The sequence below is a fragment of the Paenibacillus cremeus genome (assembly GCF_007786445.1).
GTDB lineage: Bacteria > Bacillota > Bacilli > Paenibacillales > NBRC-103111 > Paenibacillus_G > Paenibacillus_G cremeus.
The window spans coordinates 36,987-53,609 of sequence record NZ_VNJI01000052.1 but is presented as its reverse complement, the minus strand read 5'-3'; the positions used below and the strand labels follow the sequence as shown (position 1 = coordinate 53,609).

17 protein-coding genes are annotated in these 16,623 nt (G+C 44.4%); 14 read left to right on the top strand and 3 right to left on the bottom strand.

Annotation, left to right across the window (positions count from 1 at the left end):
* The 9 genes from FPZ49_RS28560 to FPZ49_RS28520 all read left to right on the top strand — a co-directional run.
* On the top strand, window positions 1–961 hold a 961-nt coding region (locus tag FPZ49_RS28560), incomplete at its 5' end, for an IS4 family transposase (protein ID WP_144853685.1).
* A gap of 335 nt (window positions 962–1,296) precedes the next feature.
* Window positions 1,297–1,566: a hypothetical protein gene (locus FPZ49_RS28555; RefSeq protein WP_261381668.1), complete on the top strand. Its 270-nt coding sequence runs from the start codon at window positions 1,297–1,299 to the stop codon at window positions 1,564–1,566.
* Window positions 1,567–2,234: 668 nt separating this feature from the next.
* Entirely contained in the window at window positions 2,235–3,314 is a 1,080-nt protein-coding gene (locus FPZ49_RS28550) for a hypothetical protein (RefSeq protein ID WP_144853683.1), read from the top strand.
* Between the two features lie 64 nt (window positions 3,315–3,378).
* On the top strand, window positions 3,379–3,693 hold the full coding sequence (locus FPZ49_RS28545) for a DNA-entry nuclease (RefSeq protein WP_391563879.1): 315 nt from the start codon (window positions 3,379–3,381) through the stop codon (window positions 3,691–3,693).
* Between the two features lie 59 nt (window positions 3,694–3,752).
* A complete protein-coding gene (locus tag FPZ49_RS37675) occupies window positions 3,753–4,040 on the top strand; it encodes a 3'-5' exonuclease (protein ID WP_144853679.1) in 288 nt (95 codons plus the stop codon).
* Window positions 4,041–4,089: 49 nt separating this feature from the next.
* Window positions 4,090–4,710 (top strand): PIN domain-containing protein, encoded by a 621-nt coding sequence (locus FPZ49_RS28535; RefSeq protein WP_144853678.1) that lies wholly within the window; start codon window positions 4,090–4,092, stop codon window positions 4,708–4,710.
* A gap of 31 nt (window positions 4,711–4,741) precedes the next feature.
* Window positions 4,742–5,665 carry a type II toxin-antitoxin system PemK/MazF family toxin gene (locus tag FPZ49_RS28530; RefSeq protein ID WP_144853676.1) on the top strand — a complete coding sequence of 308 codons (924 nt, stop codon included), beginning with the start codon at window positions 4,742–4,744 and terminating at the stop codon, window positions 5,663–5,665.
* Between the two features lie 273 nt (window positions 5,666–5,938).
* Complete coding sequence (locus FPZ49_RS28525; protein ID WP_144853674.1) at window positions 5,939–7,021, top strand: HNH endonuclease; 1,083 nt, start codon at window positions 5,939–5,941, stop codon at window positions 7,019–7,021.
* A 165-nt stretch (window positions 7,022–7,186) separates the two neighbouring features.
* A complete protein-coding gene (locus FPZ49_RS28520) occupies window positions 7,187–8,779 on the top strand; it encodes a stalk domain-containing protein (protein WP_144853672.1) in 1,593 nt (530 codons plus the stop codon).
* A gap of 529 nt (window positions 8,780–9,308) precedes the next feature.
* Here the strand turns inward: FPZ49_RS28520 and FPZ49_RS28515 are convergent.
* The 3 genes from FPZ49_RS28515 to FPZ49_RS28505 form a co-directional block, all read right to left on the bottom strand.
* Window positions 9,309–9,653, bottom strand: a complete 345-nt coding sequence (locus FPZ49_RS28515; protein ID WP_144853669.1) for a YolD-like family protein — start codon at window positions 9,651–9,653, stop codon at window positions 9,309–9,311.
* A 17-nt stretch (window positions 9,654–9,670) separates the two neighbouring features.
* Complete coding sequence (locus FPZ49_RS28510) at window positions 9,671–9,946, bottom strand: hypothetical protein (protein ID WP_144853667.1); 276 nt, start codon at window positions 9,944–9,946, stop codon at window positions 9,671–9,673.
* Between the two features lie 575 nt (window positions 9,947–10,521).
* The gene (locus FPZ49_RS28505) at window positions 10,522–11,091 is read right to left on the bottom strand and encodes a helix-turn-helix domain-containing protein (RefSeq protein ID WP_144853665.1); all 570 of its coding nucleotides are present in this window, start codon (window positions 11,089–11,091) and stop codon (window positions 10,522–10,524) included.
* A 287-nt stretch (window positions 11,092–11,378) separates the two neighbouring features.
* Between FPZ49_RS28505 and FPZ49_RS28500 the strand changes: the two genes are divergently transcribed.
* From FPZ49_RS28500 to FPZ49_RS28480, 5 genes are all read left to right on the top strand, one after another.
* Entirely contained in the window at window positions 11,379–12,590 is a 1,212-nt protein-coding gene (locus FPZ49_RS28500) for a Tm-1-like ATP-binding domain-containing protein (protein ID WP_144853663.1), read from the top strand.
* 51 nt (window positions 12,591–12,641) lie between these two features.
* Entirely contained in the window at window positions 12,642–13,637 is a 996-nt protein-coding gene (locus FPZ49_RS28495) for a Gfo/Idh/MocA family protein (RefSeq protein ID WP_144853661.1), read from the top strand.
* 68 nt (window positions 13,638–13,705) lie between these two features.
* On the top strand, window positions 13,706–14,701 hold the full coding sequence (locus FPZ49_RS28490) for a Gfo/Idh/MocA family protein (RefSeq protein WP_144853659.1): 996 nt from the start codon (window positions 13,706–13,708) through the stop codon (window positions 14,699–14,701).
* Window positions 14,702–14,755: 54 nt separating this feature from the next.
* The gene (locus FPZ49_RS28485) at window positions 14,756–15,715 is read left to right on the top strand and encodes an ABC transporter permease (protein WP_144853657.1); all 960 of its coding nucleotides are present in this window, start codon (window positions 14,756–14,758) and stop codon (window positions 15,713–15,715) included.
* Entirely contained in the window at window positions 15,715–16,596 is an 882-nt protein-coding gene (locus tag FPZ49_RS28480) for a carbohydrate ABC transporter permease (RefSeq protein WP_144853655.1), read from the top strand. Before FPZ49_RS28485 ends, FPZ49_RS28480 begins: the two co-directional genes overlap by 1 nt.
* Window positions 16,597–16,623: the final 27 nt, after the last annotated feature.

The window sequence follows — 16,623 nt, the reverse complement described above, 5'->3', positions numbered from 1 at the left end:
ACGTGTGCACGATCACACAACAGGTCGTTTTGTCCGCGGGTACAACATGCTCACACTAGGCTGGTCCGACGGTTTTAGCTTTGCTCCTATCGACTTTGTTATGCTTAGCTCCGCCAAACTGGCCAACCGATTTTGCGAAATGAAAGAGACTTTGTCCAAACGAACACAAGGATTTAAACGGCGCATGGAGGCTTTCTCTCGCAAACCAGATGCGGTTGTGGAACTGCTAAAACGTGCGATCCAAGCCGGTTTTGCAGCAGACTTTGTTCTCATGGACAGTTGGTTTACACAGGCTCCGCTGCTGCGAAACCTGATGTCACAAGGCCTTCATGTCATCGGCATGGTCAAGGATATGAAGCAACGGTATGTTCAGAGTGACAAATTACTGACGCTTAAAGAACTTTATCAAGCGCTGCCGCGATCAACCAAAAGCGATGTGCTTGGCTCCGTTCTTGTCCATACCCCTTGTGGTCTGGCGCTTCGACTCGTTTTCGTGCAAAACCGCAACTGTCGTAGAGAATGGCTCGTCATCTTAAGCACCGACATCGAGCTCAGCGATACAGAAATCGTCAGAATTTATGGAATGAGATGGAGCATAGAAACCTTCTTTAAGTTCACCAAATCACATTTGAAGCTCGGCACTGAATTCCAAGGACGATCCTTCGATTCGCTTGTTTGCCATACGACCATTGTCTTTAGCCGTTACTTGTTATTGGAATGGGAGCGCCGAACAAATCAAGATGCTCGATCCTTAGGCGGACTCTTCTTTTTGTTTGCCGACGAAGTTCGGGAACTCGATTTCAAGTCGGCGCTGCAGCAGGTGGTGGCGTTCTTCCTAGAACTGAGCCAGACCAAAACGAAACGGGAGAAGTCTACTCTTATCAGTCAAGTCCAGCAGTGGATTGCCGGTTTGCCCAGCTATATCAAGGTTTTATTGGCTGATATAAGCTGCGAAAGTTGAGTTAATAATTATAATTCTATCAAAATTATTAATATTAACAATAGTGACTTTATAAACTTAACAAGAATATTAATATTATGAAAACTAATAATACTAATATTTTTGTTAAGTTTATAAAAAAATATTAAACATGTTAAACTTATTATTCATAATAACATTATTAAACTTATCATTCTTATTGATATAGATGAAAGCGCATACTTGCTAGTAGATGGGTTTTATAATAATATGTTGTATGAATTATTACTACGAAATTACATTACATTTTAATATTGATGGGAATGTGGTTATGGATCAAGTATCTTCACTGTCAGAGCTTCTGGCGGAGCAAAAAGGTGTCTTCGTTCTTCGAGATCCCCGTCTCTCTCTCACGTACGTTCGGACAGACGACGTTGACGACGACGCTGCCGCTAAGTAAGCTGTTTTCAATCTATGAGGTGGACCTTGAGGTGCAGCGCTCGATCGTCCCGCAAAATCTTTCCAAACTGATGGATTACATCATGCTGTATCTGGACAATAACCAAGGGATTTATTTTCCGGGAATCATTCTGTCGGCCAGAGGCGCTGGCGAATATCGCAAGAATGATCCTCTACAATTTCGCTGAAATGATGACCTCGCACGTCGTCATTTCGCAAATGGATAAACGGCACCCCTACCAAGTCAATTTTACGGTTGCCGTTCACGTTTGTAGACATTTCCTGAGCTCTCGAGGCGATGGATCCCCGTCCGATGTTGAAGCGCTGATTCGCAAAAACATTTTGCCGATTCGACCCCTTCGACCGGGACAGTTGAATACGCGCAAAATCCGTTATAAATCAGCCGTTAGCTTCGTCTACAGAGTAGCATAATTCATTTCGAATGAACATTTTTTAAGCGGATATGACATCCGCTTGTTTGCTGTGCACATTTTGCTTGACTAAACCAAAAAAACTAACGGCACAGGACTTTGTCCCATGCCGTTTCGGATTACATTTTTATACCCAGTCTAGTCTTTGAGCTTAACTAAATGACATTGACTCATTGAGTGGCCTTTTTCACGAGTATTATTTTCCCTCTAACTCATTGAACGGTGATGTTTACTCGCTGGTTTATCTCAGTCTAGAGATTTTTTTCGTACAGCGCGTAGGCGAAAATAAGACGCGTATCCATTGATCTCTTGAATAACAAAGCAATATAATAAGGGTATGCAAAAAAAGTTGGAGCGAGCGGAAGCACCGTTAGCGTATGGGAAAACCATGCCTGCCGGTGCTTTTTTCATGAGGAGGATTCTTAATGGACAATCACAATATTAAAAGTGAAATGATTATGGGCAGCGTACTGGATGGAGTACGGTCCGGGGCGCCGATCCGGTGGGACTGGATGAATCCTGACTATACAACAATTGCCTTCGTTGGTGATAAAGACCGGTCTGCCCGGAAGAGCATCGTTCGTAAAATGGCTACGAATATCAATCAATATGATAATAAGGCCGTTTACTGGATTACATCCGATCAGAGTAGCGAAAGTAGCTACCCAGTAGAAAATGACGATTCGATTACCTGGTTGGAAGAGAAACCAGATCTATCCGAAGAGTACGATCCAAACCAATATTTCCGCGAACGTCGAGGAATTTTCCCAGCTACATATTTTGATCTCATAGCTCAAGGCAAGGGGAGATTTAATTTACGCGATTATGTGACGGCGGTGTCGTACCGTGCACATATGGAGGGACCGACACACGGGTATCAGCGGACATTTGAATCGTTGGGAGATTCATCAGCCAAAGAGGTGTTGCTTGAGGCTCTTGAGAAAACGGGAAACGTAGAGTGGCATGTGACACCCGAAGGACGGAAGTTTACCATTCCGGCGGGAGTATCGGTTAATGAAAAAGCAGCTGCGATGGTACTCGCCATGTGGAGCTTCTGGGCACAAGTCTGCCGTTTTGATAACCCCCAGCAGTTTATACTGATAATCGAGCCTGACAAAGATCTCATGATCGGAGAACACGAATCTGAGCTTAAAAACCTTTTGTTCCGTGTGTTCGATGCCATGCGTAGCCTCTCCGAAGAAATCACCATGAGTCTCGTACTTTCCCTAGAGACTATGTTTCCGATACCGGAACTGGGAATAAGAACGCGGGTTCTTCTTCAGACACACCAGTCTGATTTAGATATGTTCACTGCTGAACATAAGGTGTTCTTCGGTCCGAGATTGTACGAAGAGTGGGGGCAAGGGAATTCCCACGTCGCTTATATCCAAGATTCTTATACAGGTGAAAGCTGCATTGGGGAATTGCATCCAGACCGTATTGGGTTTAGTGAATACCAAGTAGTCGGGGCTAATATTGCCGTCCCTGAGCCGGGGACAATATAATGAGATGACAAAGGCTAAGTAAGAAAGGAATGAGAGATTGAAAAAGAAACAAATTATCATATCGATGGTCTTAGTTTTCGCTGTAGTATTATATTTTTATAATTTTGAAAGTGCTAAGCAAACATCAACAGGCCAACAAGGTACTGAGATTACGATTGAGTTCCCCTCCGAGCGTTTTCCCGAGACTGCGGCACATATAAAATCGGCCATCGAACATGGGGAACCTTCTATCTGTACGATGGCAGTATGCAAGGAGGGGGGGAAGGGGGCGGATATCGCCTATGTAGCGCCTTCTGATAACCGTGGAGCTGGTTCCTGGGTGAGCAATCAATTGGAAAAGTATCCTGATGGTACAAGAGTTCAAATTGTTGTGAAGTAATATAAGAGCGGTTTACCATAAGGTGAGCCGCATTTTATATTGGTTATGTTTTCACATAGATGAGCCTGGGATTGGGTTTGGGTAAATCAAGGGGTGTCTCCCTCATGTCCATGCATCGGTCAAAAGGACTTGAATTCGAGACTGTATACATTATTGGAGCTTCTGAAAACATCGTTCCTTTCTACACGGCCAAGAGCCCGGAGGAAGTTGCCGAGGAATGCCGACTGTATCCCCTCTCCTTCTGGCAGTGTATCAATAAAGGACAAATGGACAAATGGATAAATGGCCCTATGCTAAAGGGGGTTCTCCGGGGTAACGATAAGGGAAGAGGAGGGGGACGAGAGTAGAGTGATCACGGAATATCAGGTAAAATAGGAATAGAAAGGGGTGAAAAGCATGTCTGATATCTCCATTTTCTCTGCCTCATGGCGATTAGTTCTATTAGTTGTTGTTCTAAAAATCATCCTGTTTACATGGGAGTTATCCTTTTTCATCCCACGTAAGCCTCGGCAGATGAATAATCTCTTACCCAAGGATATGCCGGAAGCCAAGAAGTCGCTTTCCTCTAATAATGCTTTCGATGTGCTGGCGACGTATCTAGAGACCGGACATTTGCTTGCTGTTGATGCACAATTCTTACTAAAATACCACAATCAGATTTTCAATTCCCTCCACCTGATTTTCCAATTTGATGGAGGGAAGTTGATGATCAGTGAGCCGGTTATGAATGAACTTGAAGAACTCCGAACAAAAACACATACCGGGATCGCAGCCAATAACCTAATCGAAAGTATTCGTCACGCGCAATTAAATTACCCGAAGCGTCTGGAGATCAAGCCAGTGGACGTGATGCTACTGAGCACCTTCGGCATCGATGAGAAATCCAAAGCGGAGCGGGAACTTTCACCTTACGTGCTGGCACAGCATTATCGGCTTACCAACGTTGTGCTATTGTCACAAGACCCGGAGAAGCGAAACCGTGCTTCAAGATTAGGGCTTATGCTTCACCCGTTTTGAGCAATAAAAACATTGAAATGGAGAGACGGGTATGTGGGAGAAATTTAGAGACCAATTAAAAGGTCTGACCAATGAACAGCAGTTGAAGTTGTACGAGCATTTCTTGCGAAATCTCATCACCGAAAGAGAAGCAGAATTGCCGAAAGAACTCATGCTCAGAGCAATAGAGCAGCACGCTAGAATCGTTGATATTGAGTTAAACGTAGTACCTAGAAACAGCGAGACGATGGTCTACGAACAACCCCTTCAAAAAGGTCAGGTTATCCACGCAAAATTTATTGGGTTAGGTGAAGTGTTGGACGCCCCCCATTATGCTGTCATCTGGGATGTTAACGTGAAGGCAGGTCATGTAGTAGTCATTCCTCTTTCTAGCAAGAAACGTCATGGGACCGATAAACGAAACATTGGAGTTGTTGAAGGAATCAGCCAGCGTGGTTTAGTACCAACGGAAAGTTTGGCAAAGGTAGACCAAATGACGACCATCTCCCGTAAGGCTATTCACATTTTGACATTAGAGGGATCGGATTTAGATGCAACAGAAAAGAAAGTTCCTGTTTTGCTAAGTGATGTTCAAATTCAGCTGGTTGATGACTTATTTCGGACACGCTATTTAAACGAACCGACCCTCTACGATGTTATCATGAGACACATAAGATTACTTGTTCCGGTAAGGATACCTGAGTCGTATCTTTCCTATTTAAGTAGACCGGTCAGTTACATACTTATCGGGGACAAGCTATACTTTAAGTGTGGGAATAACGCAGAAATGAAAACTATCGAGCTTGTCGATTTAGGGTTTATTAAGTTTAAGGTTCGTTCGGATCTCATTCGATCACTCCTATCCGATGATGCGGGCATTCGAACTGCTGCAGAGGAGAGTATTTCAGGCCAGCTTTACGCAGCAACTTCAAAATCGAACGGCGGCAAAGAGATGGTTGACGCTAGTGAGACCTAGTATTATAATTAAGACAAATGTAAGACATTTTGTAACACATTTTAATCCATTAGTTATTTTGACCCCGTTCGGGGCATTTGCCGAAAGGCACACATAATACATCCGTTCGGATGTTCGAAGAAGGGCCCTGGGAATCTAGGGCTCTTCTTCTTTGTTTGTACCTTATGTGGGTGGGACAACTGAAATCTAAAGTCGGATTACCAGATCGTATAGATAAATTTATCGACCCGAAACATTGATGGGTTGTTACAGATAGGGCGAGGGATGTTCTAAATGTCACTGGAATATGATGTTGCAAGGGCTTGTATCCAAAAATGGTTTGCTGAACGTAACAAGCCAATAGTTGAAGAAGGCAACCGTTATTTTCTCGGGAAGGATTACGCCGTCTTATACTCGATCAGAGAACATAATTCTGTGAAGCATAAAGTGGGGACGTCTGCAAACTATAAACCCTCTGAATTTCAAAACTTTGAAGATAAGGTGTTAAATCCAAGAGGTATTCGACACTATCACATGCTAATCATACGCACCTTCTTAAATGAGGGAAGGTATGATCCTGAGTATTGTTACTTCGTGGAAGTTCCTCAAACTTTATTAACTGATCGAGCACATAGGGCTCGGCTGGGAATTAATCAAAGTCAGGACAATTTGTACTTTTATTTCGACGACAAGGGAGGAAGGAATAATCAATACAGTATCCCATATTGGTTAAGTAGCACCTATAAGGTTCGATACCAACTCTTTCATCCAGAACGTCGAAGCACATGGTCATTTGACGATTCCCCAAAAGACTCGATCAATGCTAGTGCACAGAAACTAGGGCAGGTCTCCAAAAGCGAACCATTAAAAACCGGATCAGATAATGCAGCCCAAAAACAGTTTCAAGAGGAATTATCTCGACTGGAACGAGATCTCCTAACTATTGAGCAATCCGACTTAGGAGAAACGGAAAAAGAAGCAATTTACCGCTACCGGGTCGGGCATTCCGCGCTCAAAGATCGTGCACTCAAAACGTATCGAAAGTGCCGGTTCTGCGACATCTCTTTTGAGCCCATGCTTATTGCATCCCATATTAAACCATGGAGTAAGTGTACAAGTAGTGCTGAACGCTTGGACTTAGAGAACGTCTTACTCTTATGCGCCAATCATGATGCATTATTTGATAAACTACTCATCACCTTTCAACCGGACGGTAGACTCGTCCCTGCTCCTGTAATTGGTCCTCGCACCGTTACGTTAACGGGGATCGAAAAAATAAAAGTACAGTTTACGCCAAAAGAGAAGCAATACCTAAAATGGCATTATCGTTCTTTCATGAGTAAATGGGGCAGCCAAGGTCGTATTAATCCAAAGTAGAAATAGCAAGCGAAGCGGGACTATGGTTGAACATAATCCTAACTACCCGAAATACTGTAACGCTGGTATAATGAGAAAAAGCATAGTCGATATCTCGTGACGAAGCACGTACACGTTCCCATAGGGACAGGTACGTGCTTTGTTGCGTTGTGGGAGGGGAAATCGTTGAAACGCATTGCCACGCTCGCAGCTGGGATCACAATTGTTGCTGCCAGTTATACCATTTATATACCGCCTGAAGGAGCAGGACAAACAGCCGAACAACCGGTAATTCTCGCTAAATCAAAATCAGCAGCACAGGTTGCAGCCGGTATCTCTTCATCAGATGCGAGCCGAGGTGTCGCTGTTTCTACGAAACTAGAGGCACAGGAAAATGTCCTTGAGAAGGTGGATACCCCTATATATCTGGACGGCAAGCGAGTGAACCTATCGAAGCCATCGGTCATAAAGAATGGATCCACGCTAGTCCCATTACGATCCGTCTTTGAACCGATGGGTATTACAGTAAAATGGGATGCGGACAACGCTACAGTCCTCGCTGAAAAAGCAGGAACCCACCTGACAATGAAACCGGGTGAGAATACGGCGAAGCTGAACGATAAAAATGTGAGTCTGCAAGCGGCCGGCCAGATCAATGATGAGAGTATGTATGTCCCGCTCCGATTTGTAGGCGAAAGCTTCAATGCACTTATTGGGTACGACAACCTTACCCGAACAATTTCGATTAGCACAAAACCCTATCTAAAGGGAAAGGTAACATATTTGGCTGATGGGGATACGATGGATGTGCTCTTTCAGAACGGGGATACGCGGCGGATACGATTAATTGGGGTCAATACCCCGGAATCCACAAAAGCGGCCGGAATTGAGCCCGGGGGTAAGGCTGCCTCAGCGTACTCGAAGAGCCGATTGCTGGGCCAAAACGTCTTTGTGACCCGTGATAAAACCGATGATCCTTATGGCAGGATGTTGGCATACATACACCTTGAAAGCGGAGAATTTTATAATGCGACCCTTGCCTCAGAAGGCTACGCCCGCGTGATGACGATTGAACCGAATACGACCTGGAGAACGTATTTTGAAGACCTGCAGCGCGCTGCACAGAAGGAAAAGCGGCGACTCTGGAGTCCTGATATGTATGCCAATCTGGAACCTGAAGTTGCAGGAAGTATGGTCAAGGAATTAGCTGAAGCGGGAATTGTGAAGACATCATCCCAGCTGGCGGCACCTATGACAGAAGGTGAATTTTCAAAGCTTCTTCTTCTCACGCTGTTTCCGCAAGCACGGTTACTAATGACGGGGTACAAAGTTTACGAGATTAGTAAGGACGAGAATACACAACAAATCATCCAGGCCTTGAAGAATAAGGAGAGCAGCACAGAATTGTTCAATAACGAGCAGCTGCACAGCTTGATCTTGCTCTCTCTTGGGCTGGAAGAAGGCTCACTTGCCGCTAAAACACTAGATAATCTGGGACTCATACCTAGCTTGGATCGCCCTGTAACCGTCGGGGAAGCGGCCGGAATTGTCCAAGATGTAAAATCGTTTCTTCCATCAATCCAGGAGCTCAAGCAGAAAGCGAAAACGATCAAGCCGGATATTAAAGAAGGTATTGACGGCGCCGTGGGCGAGCTATCAGACCTTAATTTAGCGGATAAATCCAAGGATGCCGGGGGCTGGATAAAAGATACTGCTAGCGGCCTTCTTAAGAAGGCGCCGGCAAATGGAGAGGGGAAGCAGGGTGAGGAGAGGAAGTAAAGTGAAAAGAGAACTATACAGAAGGCTACTGCGATGACAAAGCAGATAAGTGAAGATGCGTTTCGTTTTTTTGACTATAAATAGGCCGAACATTAGATTAGTTGAACGTACTGAAAGGGGAAGACATGTGGGATTTAGTATTAAAGGGTGTCGTCTGGGTGGGAGCCAGCTACTTAATATGGGGACACGTATTGTCTTGGAAGTGGCTCATTGAAGCAAGGATTAAATGTGTGGATGCAAGAGACGCAGTATGGTCTGAGTTCATGAATTCGTTACAAGGCATCGTGAGTTTCTCGTTCCTGGCCACATTGTTTTGGCTGCCAGCTATAGTGTCGAACTTTTTAAGCCGTCGCCGGAGAAAAAGGAAGGGGCCAAGCAGGTTTGCGATGACTTGGCTTCAGTCCTTCCAACGGGTAATCGAGCTCTATCAGCAGCTTCAGGCGTGGAGAAGGAATGATATCGAATAAGGCGATATTTCCATTAAACAGCCCCGAGGAGAATAAACTCTTCGGGGCTGTTTTGATCCCTATTATTTTACGCCAATGATGTCCTTGATTTTGATCCATTCCCATTCATCTGTGCTGATCGCGACCTTAATTTGGCGCAGCTGCTGATCCACTTTGATTACAGTACCTGTAATTTCCCGCTCCCCATATTCACAAAACAAGACGAATGTACTGGGGCTATTTTCAGACATGGACTCGCCGATCGAATAAGAAATGTCCTGCAATCGACACTCATCAAGCTCGGGCCGGACCTTCTTGGTCATTTCCTTGCTATATTGTAAGGCCTTCTCGCGATGTTCGGGAAGGACGAACCTAGAGGACTCGAATATCACGTTAGCTCCACAAGTTAATTTACTAGGTTTGATCATTGATGTTTCCTCCTCCGTCAGCTCATGAACGCTGAATAACGTGAGTCAAATATTGGTGTTGTCACCGGGCGTAATGGCGTTCTCTCCCACGCTACCAGCAGTTGAATGTAGCCCGGTTCATTTTTGGACCATTGTATATATTGCTCTTGTGTCAAGACAGCCAACACCTGCAAAACGCCTTGACGATCCCGGCCCGTTTTATTCTCCAAATCTTCAATCGTAGGTGTGTAGTTTCGCAGGGCCGAATAGTTGGCTATAATGCGGAGCATCTTTCGTTCAATGTCTGGAAGCATAGGTTCTATGCACTCCTTTAAACGAACTTGTGTTCTCGTATAGAGTATACAGAACGATTATTTTTTGTGCAAGTAAATTGATGATTGGACTAGAGCTGCTCCGCGAGGGAACAAACCCATCAGGAAGGTATCTGGGAACGATGCCATATCTCATAAAACAGGGACATTGATGTTTTGACTGTAATAGCCATAAGATGATCATCGAAGAGATGCAAGAGATTGCGGCTTCTCGAGGCGGGAAATGTGAATGAAGAGCTGTAGCAGGCGAAATAATAATTTTTTGCATCAGCCAATTGTGAAGAGCAGCATCAATTACGGGATACGGATGCGTAACTGACCTAGCCAGATCTAACTGCGTATTGCACATCGGAGGATGCTTCTATTGTTTTGGTGAAGGACGATGGAGTTGGCATGGGTAAGGAAGAGCTGAAACAAGTTCGGCTCTCAATGGAAGACAACGGATTGGAGGAAGAGGAGCGAAGGGGTGGCTTCGGTCTGTGCAACGTCCACCAGCGTATTCAACTCCATTATGGTCTCAAATACAGGTTAAGCATTGAACGCTGGAAATACGCCTGCTATTCCTTAGTATCATTTGACTTAGCATGGTGTTCCGTAAAGACCGCCAGATATTTGACCTCTTCGGTAAGGGCGACAACCTTATGCTCCTCAAGAGAGTTAAATTGCAAGCAATCACCAACATTTAAGATATACTCTACGTTGCCGACCTTATATTTCATTTGTCCGGAAAGCACATAGATAAATTCTTCTCCATCATGTGAGAAGACATGATTGTTATCATCGCCTTTGCGGGCGATAAACATATAGGGCTGAAGGATTTTATTATAGCGTCCCGATGCAATTGCAAAAAAAGAATACCCTTTATTCGTTTCGATCCAATTGGCTGTATTCTCATGCTGTTCCCTGCTAACCATGACAGTTTCATAGCTTGACTGTACTTCTAGCAAATCAGATACCTTTACACCAAGCGCATTGGCAATTTTCATCAATGTGGAAACTGCGGGCATCGTATTTCCGCTTTCAATCTTGGAAAGGAGGCTTTTACTAAAGCCACATACTTGAGCAATTTCCTCCTGGCTCCGCTTCTGTTCATTACGAATCAATCGAATTCGTTTCCCCAGATCCATAATGCCCCACCTCCCAATTTTTCTCTTTGTAACGTTTAATATAATTCAACACTGTTGAAAAATCAATATATATATATATTCTTGTTTTGATAATAAAATAGTGGGATGATCTAAAAAATACTTTAAAAATTTTCCAAAAAAAGCAATTGCAAGTTGAATATTCGTGATGTAATATTAACTCAAGTTCAACACTGTTGAATATATTTTAACACAATTAAATAAAGGTGCATGTTGTTGAACTTAGTTACGTTGGATGTTTTGAACAAGCATTCGTAAGGAGGGATGAAATGGGAAGTGTCATTGGGATTATCGGAGCTATGGATACTAAGGGTGCGGAATTTGATTTTCTCAAACAGGAAATTGAAAGACGCGGACATAGCGCGCTGGTGATTGATACCGGCGTAATCGGTGAACCTCGCCTGCATCCTAACATCACAAGAGATCAAATTGCCGAGTCTGGAGGCACTTCGATCGCAGAGCTTGCATCACGGAAGGATCGTGGGGAAGCGATGGCCGTTATGGCGGCCGGAGCAGCGAAAGTCGTACGTGAGCTTTACGAGCAGGGAGCTATTCGTGGCATCATCGGTATGGGCGGTACAGCCGGCACCGTTGTGGCAAGCAGTGCCATGCGTGCACTGCCTATCGGATTTCCGAAGGTGATAGTATCAACGGTTGCCTCCGGAGATACAAGAGGTTACATAGGAACCAAAGACATCATCATGTTCCCGGCGATTGTGGATGTATCCGGCGTAAACCGAATCAGCCGAGAGGTGTTTACCCGTGCGGCGGGAGCCATTTGCGGCATGGTCGATTCCAGCGTACTGCCAGTCACCGATAAACCGATGATTGCGGCAAGTATGTTTGGCAATACGACCCAATGCGTGGACAGGGCAAGAGCGGCAATGGAACAGAAGGATTATGAAGTGCTGGTTTTCCACTGTACGGGCACTGGAGGTCAAACACTTGAAAGCTTGACTGCAGACGGGTACATAAACGGTATTCTCGATCTTACCACAACGGAATGGGCGGATGAAATCGCCGGTGGCGTATTTGCCGCAGGTCCGAACCGGGGAGATGCCGCAGCGTCCCGGGGGGTTCCGCAGGTAATTGCACCTGGCTGTGTAGATATGGTCAACTTTTGGGCACGACCTACGGTTCCGGTGCACTACTCGGAAAGAAACTTGTATGAATGGAATCCCAATATTACACTGATGCGAACCACGGCTGAAGAAAATGCACGAATAGGTAAGATTTTGGCTGAGAAAGCGAATGTAAGCGAAGGGCCTGTCGCATTTTTGATTCCTCTGAAAGGGCTTTCAATTCTGGACAGCCCGGGACAGCCGTTCTGGGATCCAGAGGCTGATCGTGCTTGCTTCGATGCGATTAAGGAAAATCTGAAACCGGGCATTCCGGTTTACGAGATGGACTGCAATATTAACGATCCGGAATTCGCGGATAAAGCAGTGGAATTGCTACTAGCTATGCTCTCATCCCATTAATCATCGTTCTTGACAAAAATCTGATTATAAATTAACGGAGGCGAAATGGTTATGAAAAAATATAAAGTAGGTCTAATTGGTGCCGGTGGCGTGACTCAGCTTCATCTGGAAGGCTATAAGGATCATCCAGAGCGTGTCGAGGTTGCAGCTATTTGTGATCCAAATGCCGAAGTACGCCAGCAAAAAGCCGAAAAATATGGAATTTCGCAGCAGTTCTCCGATTTGGATGATTTTATCAAAAACAGCAACGTGGATGTTGCAATCGTTTGCACACCGACATCGATCCGCAAACAGGTGGTCCTTCCGCTGCTCCAAGCGGGTTTCCCACTCTTTGTTGAAAAGCCATTCTCGGATACATTAAGCGATGCCGTCGAGATTACAGAGACAGCGCAAAAGCTGGGTATCCCAGTATCTGTGAATCAAAACTTCCGAAAACATTTTACCTTTGATCTTGTAAAGCAAATTGTTGCAGATAACACCATCGGCAATGTAACCACTATCCATTTCAGCAATCTCTTCTTCCGCCAGGATGCCGGCTGGAGACTGCAGTGCGAGCGTCATGCTCTATCCGTCATGGGTATTCACTGGTTTGACGGCTTCCGTCAAGTTCTCGGCTCTGAAGCCAAATCGGTAAACGCTCTGATGAGCTCCTCATCGGCGATCGACTGCGCGGGCGAAACGGATGCAACAGTTCAGGTAGCATTCGAGAACGGTGCGTTCGCCACTTATATGCAAAGCTTCTCCTCCCCGTTCCGCAGAACGGAAATGATTGTGATTGGTGAAACAGGTACTTTGGTATCAAACCATACAACTGTGGAATTATACCGCAGGGGCGAGCAGAAACCGGTTCAAACCTGGCAAAATAATGTTTCCCGAGAAATGAATACCTATGAAGGCTTGAATCATCTGTTCGTTCAGCTCGAAACCGGTAAAGTAGCACCGAACAGTGCACAGGATAATTTGAAAACGGTTGCTATACTTGACGCGGCTTACCGTTCTGCAAATGAGCAGCGCATTATCAATTTGAAACAAGGTGTGCAGGAATAAATATGGGCCATGGGCCATGGATCTCAATTGAAGCCTCAACCAATTATCATTTAAGGAGTGAAAATACTATGAAAAAGTATAACATTGGTATCGTAGGTGCTGGAGGTGTGACGGAGCTGCACTTCGTGGGGTACAAAGATCATCCGGAAAGGATCCAGGTAACGGCGCTTTGTGATCCGAATTCGGAAGCCTTGCATGCTAAAGCTGATAAATACGACGTACCGCAGCGTTATACCGATTTGTCTGATTTTCTTAAGAACAGCGGTGTTGATGCCGTTGTCGTTTGTACACCTACTTCATTGCGCAAGGAAATACTGTTCCCTATCATAGAAGCGGGTCTACCGATATTCTGCGAAAAGCCTTTCTCCGACACATTAGCCGAGGCATTTGAAATTACGGAGAAAGCGAGGAAACACGGAGTACCGATCTCGATCAACCAAAACTTCCGGCGACATTTTCCTTTCGAGCTCGTTAAAGGAATAATTGCGGAGAACAAAATTGGTAAAGTTACATCTATATTATTCTCCAATCTTATGTTTAGGCAGGATGCCGGCTGGAGACTGCTAGAAAAACGGCACGCTCTTTCCGTAATGGGTATCCATTGGTTTGACGGATTTCGGTTGATTTTGGGTTCTGAAGCTAAATCAGTCGTTGCGCAGAACCGCTCCTCGGACGCAATTAACTGCGAAGGTGAAACAGATGGTACGGTTCAAGTTGTATTCGAGAACGACGCGGTCGTTACATACGTCCAGAGTTTCTCCAGTGCTTATCGAAAAACGGAAATGATCGTAATCGGAGAGACAGGAACGCTTGTTTCTGCTAACGGCACGGTAAGCTTGTACCGGGGACGCGAAAGTAAGCCAGAGGATACTTGGGAGAACCATATTTCCAGAGAAATCGCTACCTATGAGGGAATCAATCATCTGTTTACGTCAATGGAGACCGGAGTGGAAGCGCCGAACAGTTCTTTAGATAACTTGAAAACGGTTACTCTACTGGATGCTGCGTATGTTTCCGCCGAAGAACAAAGAACAGTCTATTTAAAACAAGGTATATATGCATAACCTATGCGTAAAAATTAATATCAATCGCACTAGCGGAATGGAAGGTAATAAACGATGAATACACATTCGGGTGCTTTACAAACGTCCGTCTCCAAGGACAAAAGCGTAAAAAAGCATATCTCGGTTGCGTTAAGTCGTGACAAGTACTTATATTTATTGGTTTTTCCAGGTGTACTCTTTTTCATTCTTTTTAAATATCTCCCTATGTGGGGGATTATCATCGCCTTTCAGGAATATTCTCCGTATGCAGGCGTTTGGAATAGCGAATGGGTGGGCCTAGAACATTTTGTAAGGTTTTTTTCTAATCCAGATTTTTACTTACTCTTCCGAAATACAATGGTGATCAGTTTATTAAATCTCTTATTCTTTTTTCCGTTACCCATCCTTTTATCTTTATTGCTGAATGAGGTGAATAACCAGGTTTTCAAAAGAGTCATTCAATCGATTGTATATCTGCCTCATTTCTTTTCGTGGGTCATTATTGCAGGCATCTCCTTTTTGCTCCTGTCCGAGTCTTCTGGAGTCATTAACATGATGTTTGTGGCGATGGGATTCCCTAAATATGATTTTTTAACCAATACGGATACATTCTGGGGATTGCTAGTCGCGCAAAACATCTGGAAGGAAACCGGTTGGGGGACGATCATTATTTTGGCAGCGATTACTGCTGTTGATCCACAATTATATGAGGCTGCAAAAATTGACGGGGCCAACCGTTGGCTGCAAACCTGGCATGTGACCCTTCCAGGAATCCGAAGTGTTATTTTAGTTTTGCTGATCCTCAGGCTGGGACATATTATGGATGTTGGATTCGAGCAAGTATTCTTGATGAATAATGGAGCTGTTGCCAAGTATGCAGACGTTTTTGAAACCTACGTATATCGAAATGGTATTCAGAGCGGGCAATTTAGCTATAGCACAGCTGTAGGCTTGTTCAAATCAGTGGTAGGTCTTCTACTCGTTATCATTGCAAACAAAATAGCTAAGCGGATTGGCGAGGAAGGTGTCTATTAATGAAGGAAAGCTTTGGTAGTCGCCTATTTAACGGACTAAATACAGTTTTATTAGTAATTATCGGGATAATCACCTTATTCCCTTTATATTATGTGTTTATGGTTTCATTTACATCACCACATGAATATTTAGAGAAAAGCGGATTTGTTTTGTTTCCGCAGCACTGGTCTGTAGGCGCGTATAAATATTTACTCGGCACCGATGCTTTTAAAAATGCTACGTTTGTAAGTACTTTTCTGGCGACGGTAGGGACCGGACTTAGTTTAATCTTCACTTCTGCAATGGCTTTTGGCATGTCTCGAAAGAGGCTGGCGGGCAGAAAAATCATGATGTTTATGGTTTTGCTTACAATTTTGTTCAACCCCGGTATTATCCCCAACTACATCGTCGTTCGTGATTTTGGCATGATAAACAGTATTTGGTCGCTTATTATTCCGGTACTGGTAAGCGGATGGAATGTTATTTTGATGAAAAGCTTTTTTGATAGTATTCCGGTGGAGCTCGAGGACGCGGCTATGATCGACGGATGCAACGATCTGGGTATATTTTTTCGTATCGTACTTCCGCTATCTGCTCCCGCACTTGCGGCATTTGGTTTGTTCTATGCGGTTGGATACTGGAATACGTTCTTTAATGCCGTTTTGTTTATTAATGATTTTACAAAAGTGCCTCTACAGGTTGTGTTAAGGAATATGCTGATTGATTCCGATACGACGACAGGCGGTGCAGCAGCTGTAGAGATGATGTCCGAAAATCAACTGCCGACTCAAACGATTAAAATGGCTGCAGTTGTTATTGCTACCCTTCCCATTCTAGCAGTTTACCCATTCTTGCAAAAACACTTTGCAAAAGGTGTTATGCTCGGTTCGGTCAAAGGTTGATTGAGGATAAAATTATCTGGGGGTACG

Excerpts from the sequence above, each read along its gene's own strand:
- FPZ49_RS28490 (WP_144853659.1), top strand. The coding sequence starts at position 13,706 with ATGAAAAAGTATAACATTGGTATCGTAGGTGCTGGAGGTGTGACGGAG.
- FPZ49_RS28550 (WP_144853683.1), top strand. The coding sequence starts at position 2,235 with ATGGACAATCACAATATTAAAAGTGAAATGATTATGGGCAGCGTACTG.
- FPZ49_RS37675 (WP_144853679.1), top strand. The coding sequence starts at position 3,753 with ATGAGCCTGGGATTGGGTTTGGGTAAATCAAGGGGTGTCTCCCTCATG.
- FPZ49_RS28530 (WP_144853676.1), top strand. The coding sequence starts at position 4,742 with ATGTGGGAGAAATTTAGAGACCAATTAAAAGGTCTGACCAATGAACAG.
- FPZ49_RS28525 (WP_144853674.1), top strand. The coding sequence starts at position 5,939 with ATGTCACTGGAATATGATGTTGCAAGGGCTTGTATCCAAAAATGGTTT.
- FPZ49_RS28515 (WP_144853669.1), bottom strand. The coding sequence starts at position 9,653 with ATGATCAAACCTAGTAAATTAACTTGTGGAGCTAACGTGATATTCGAG.
- FPZ49_RS28480 (WP_144853655.1), top strand. The coding sequence starts at position 15,715 with ATGAAGGAAAGCTTTGGTAGTCGCCTATTTAACGGACTAAATACAGTT.
- FPZ49_RS28485 (WP_144853657.1), top strand. The coding sequence starts at position 14,756 with ATGAATACACATTCGGGTGCTTTACAAACGTCCGTCTCCAAGGACAAA.
- FPZ49_RS28535 (WP_144853678.1), top strand. The coding sequence starts at position 4,090 with ATGTCTGATATCTCCATTTTCTCTGCCTCATGGCGATTAGTTCTATTA.
- FPZ49_RS28495 (WP_144853661.1), top strand. The coding sequence starts at position 12,642 with ATGAAAAAATATAAAGTAGGTCTAATTGGTGCCGGTGGCGTGACTCAG.
- FPZ49_RS28505 (WP_144853665.1), bottom strand. The coding sequence starts at position 11,091 with ATGGATCTGGGGAAACGAATTCGATTGATTCGTAATGAACAGAAGCGG.
- FPZ49_RS28545 (WP_391563879.1), top strand. The coding sequence starts at position 3,379 with ATGGTCTTAGTTTTCGCTGTAGTATTATATTTTTATAATTTTGAAAGT.
- FPZ49_RS28510 (WP_144853667.1), bottom strand. The coding sequence starts at position 9,946 with ATGCTTCCAGACATTGAACGAAAGATGCTCCGCATTATAGCCAACTAT.
- FPZ49_RS28500 (WP_144853663.1), top strand. The coding sequence starts at position 11,379 with ATGGGAAGTGTCATTGGGATTATCGGAGCTATGGATACTAAGGGTGCG.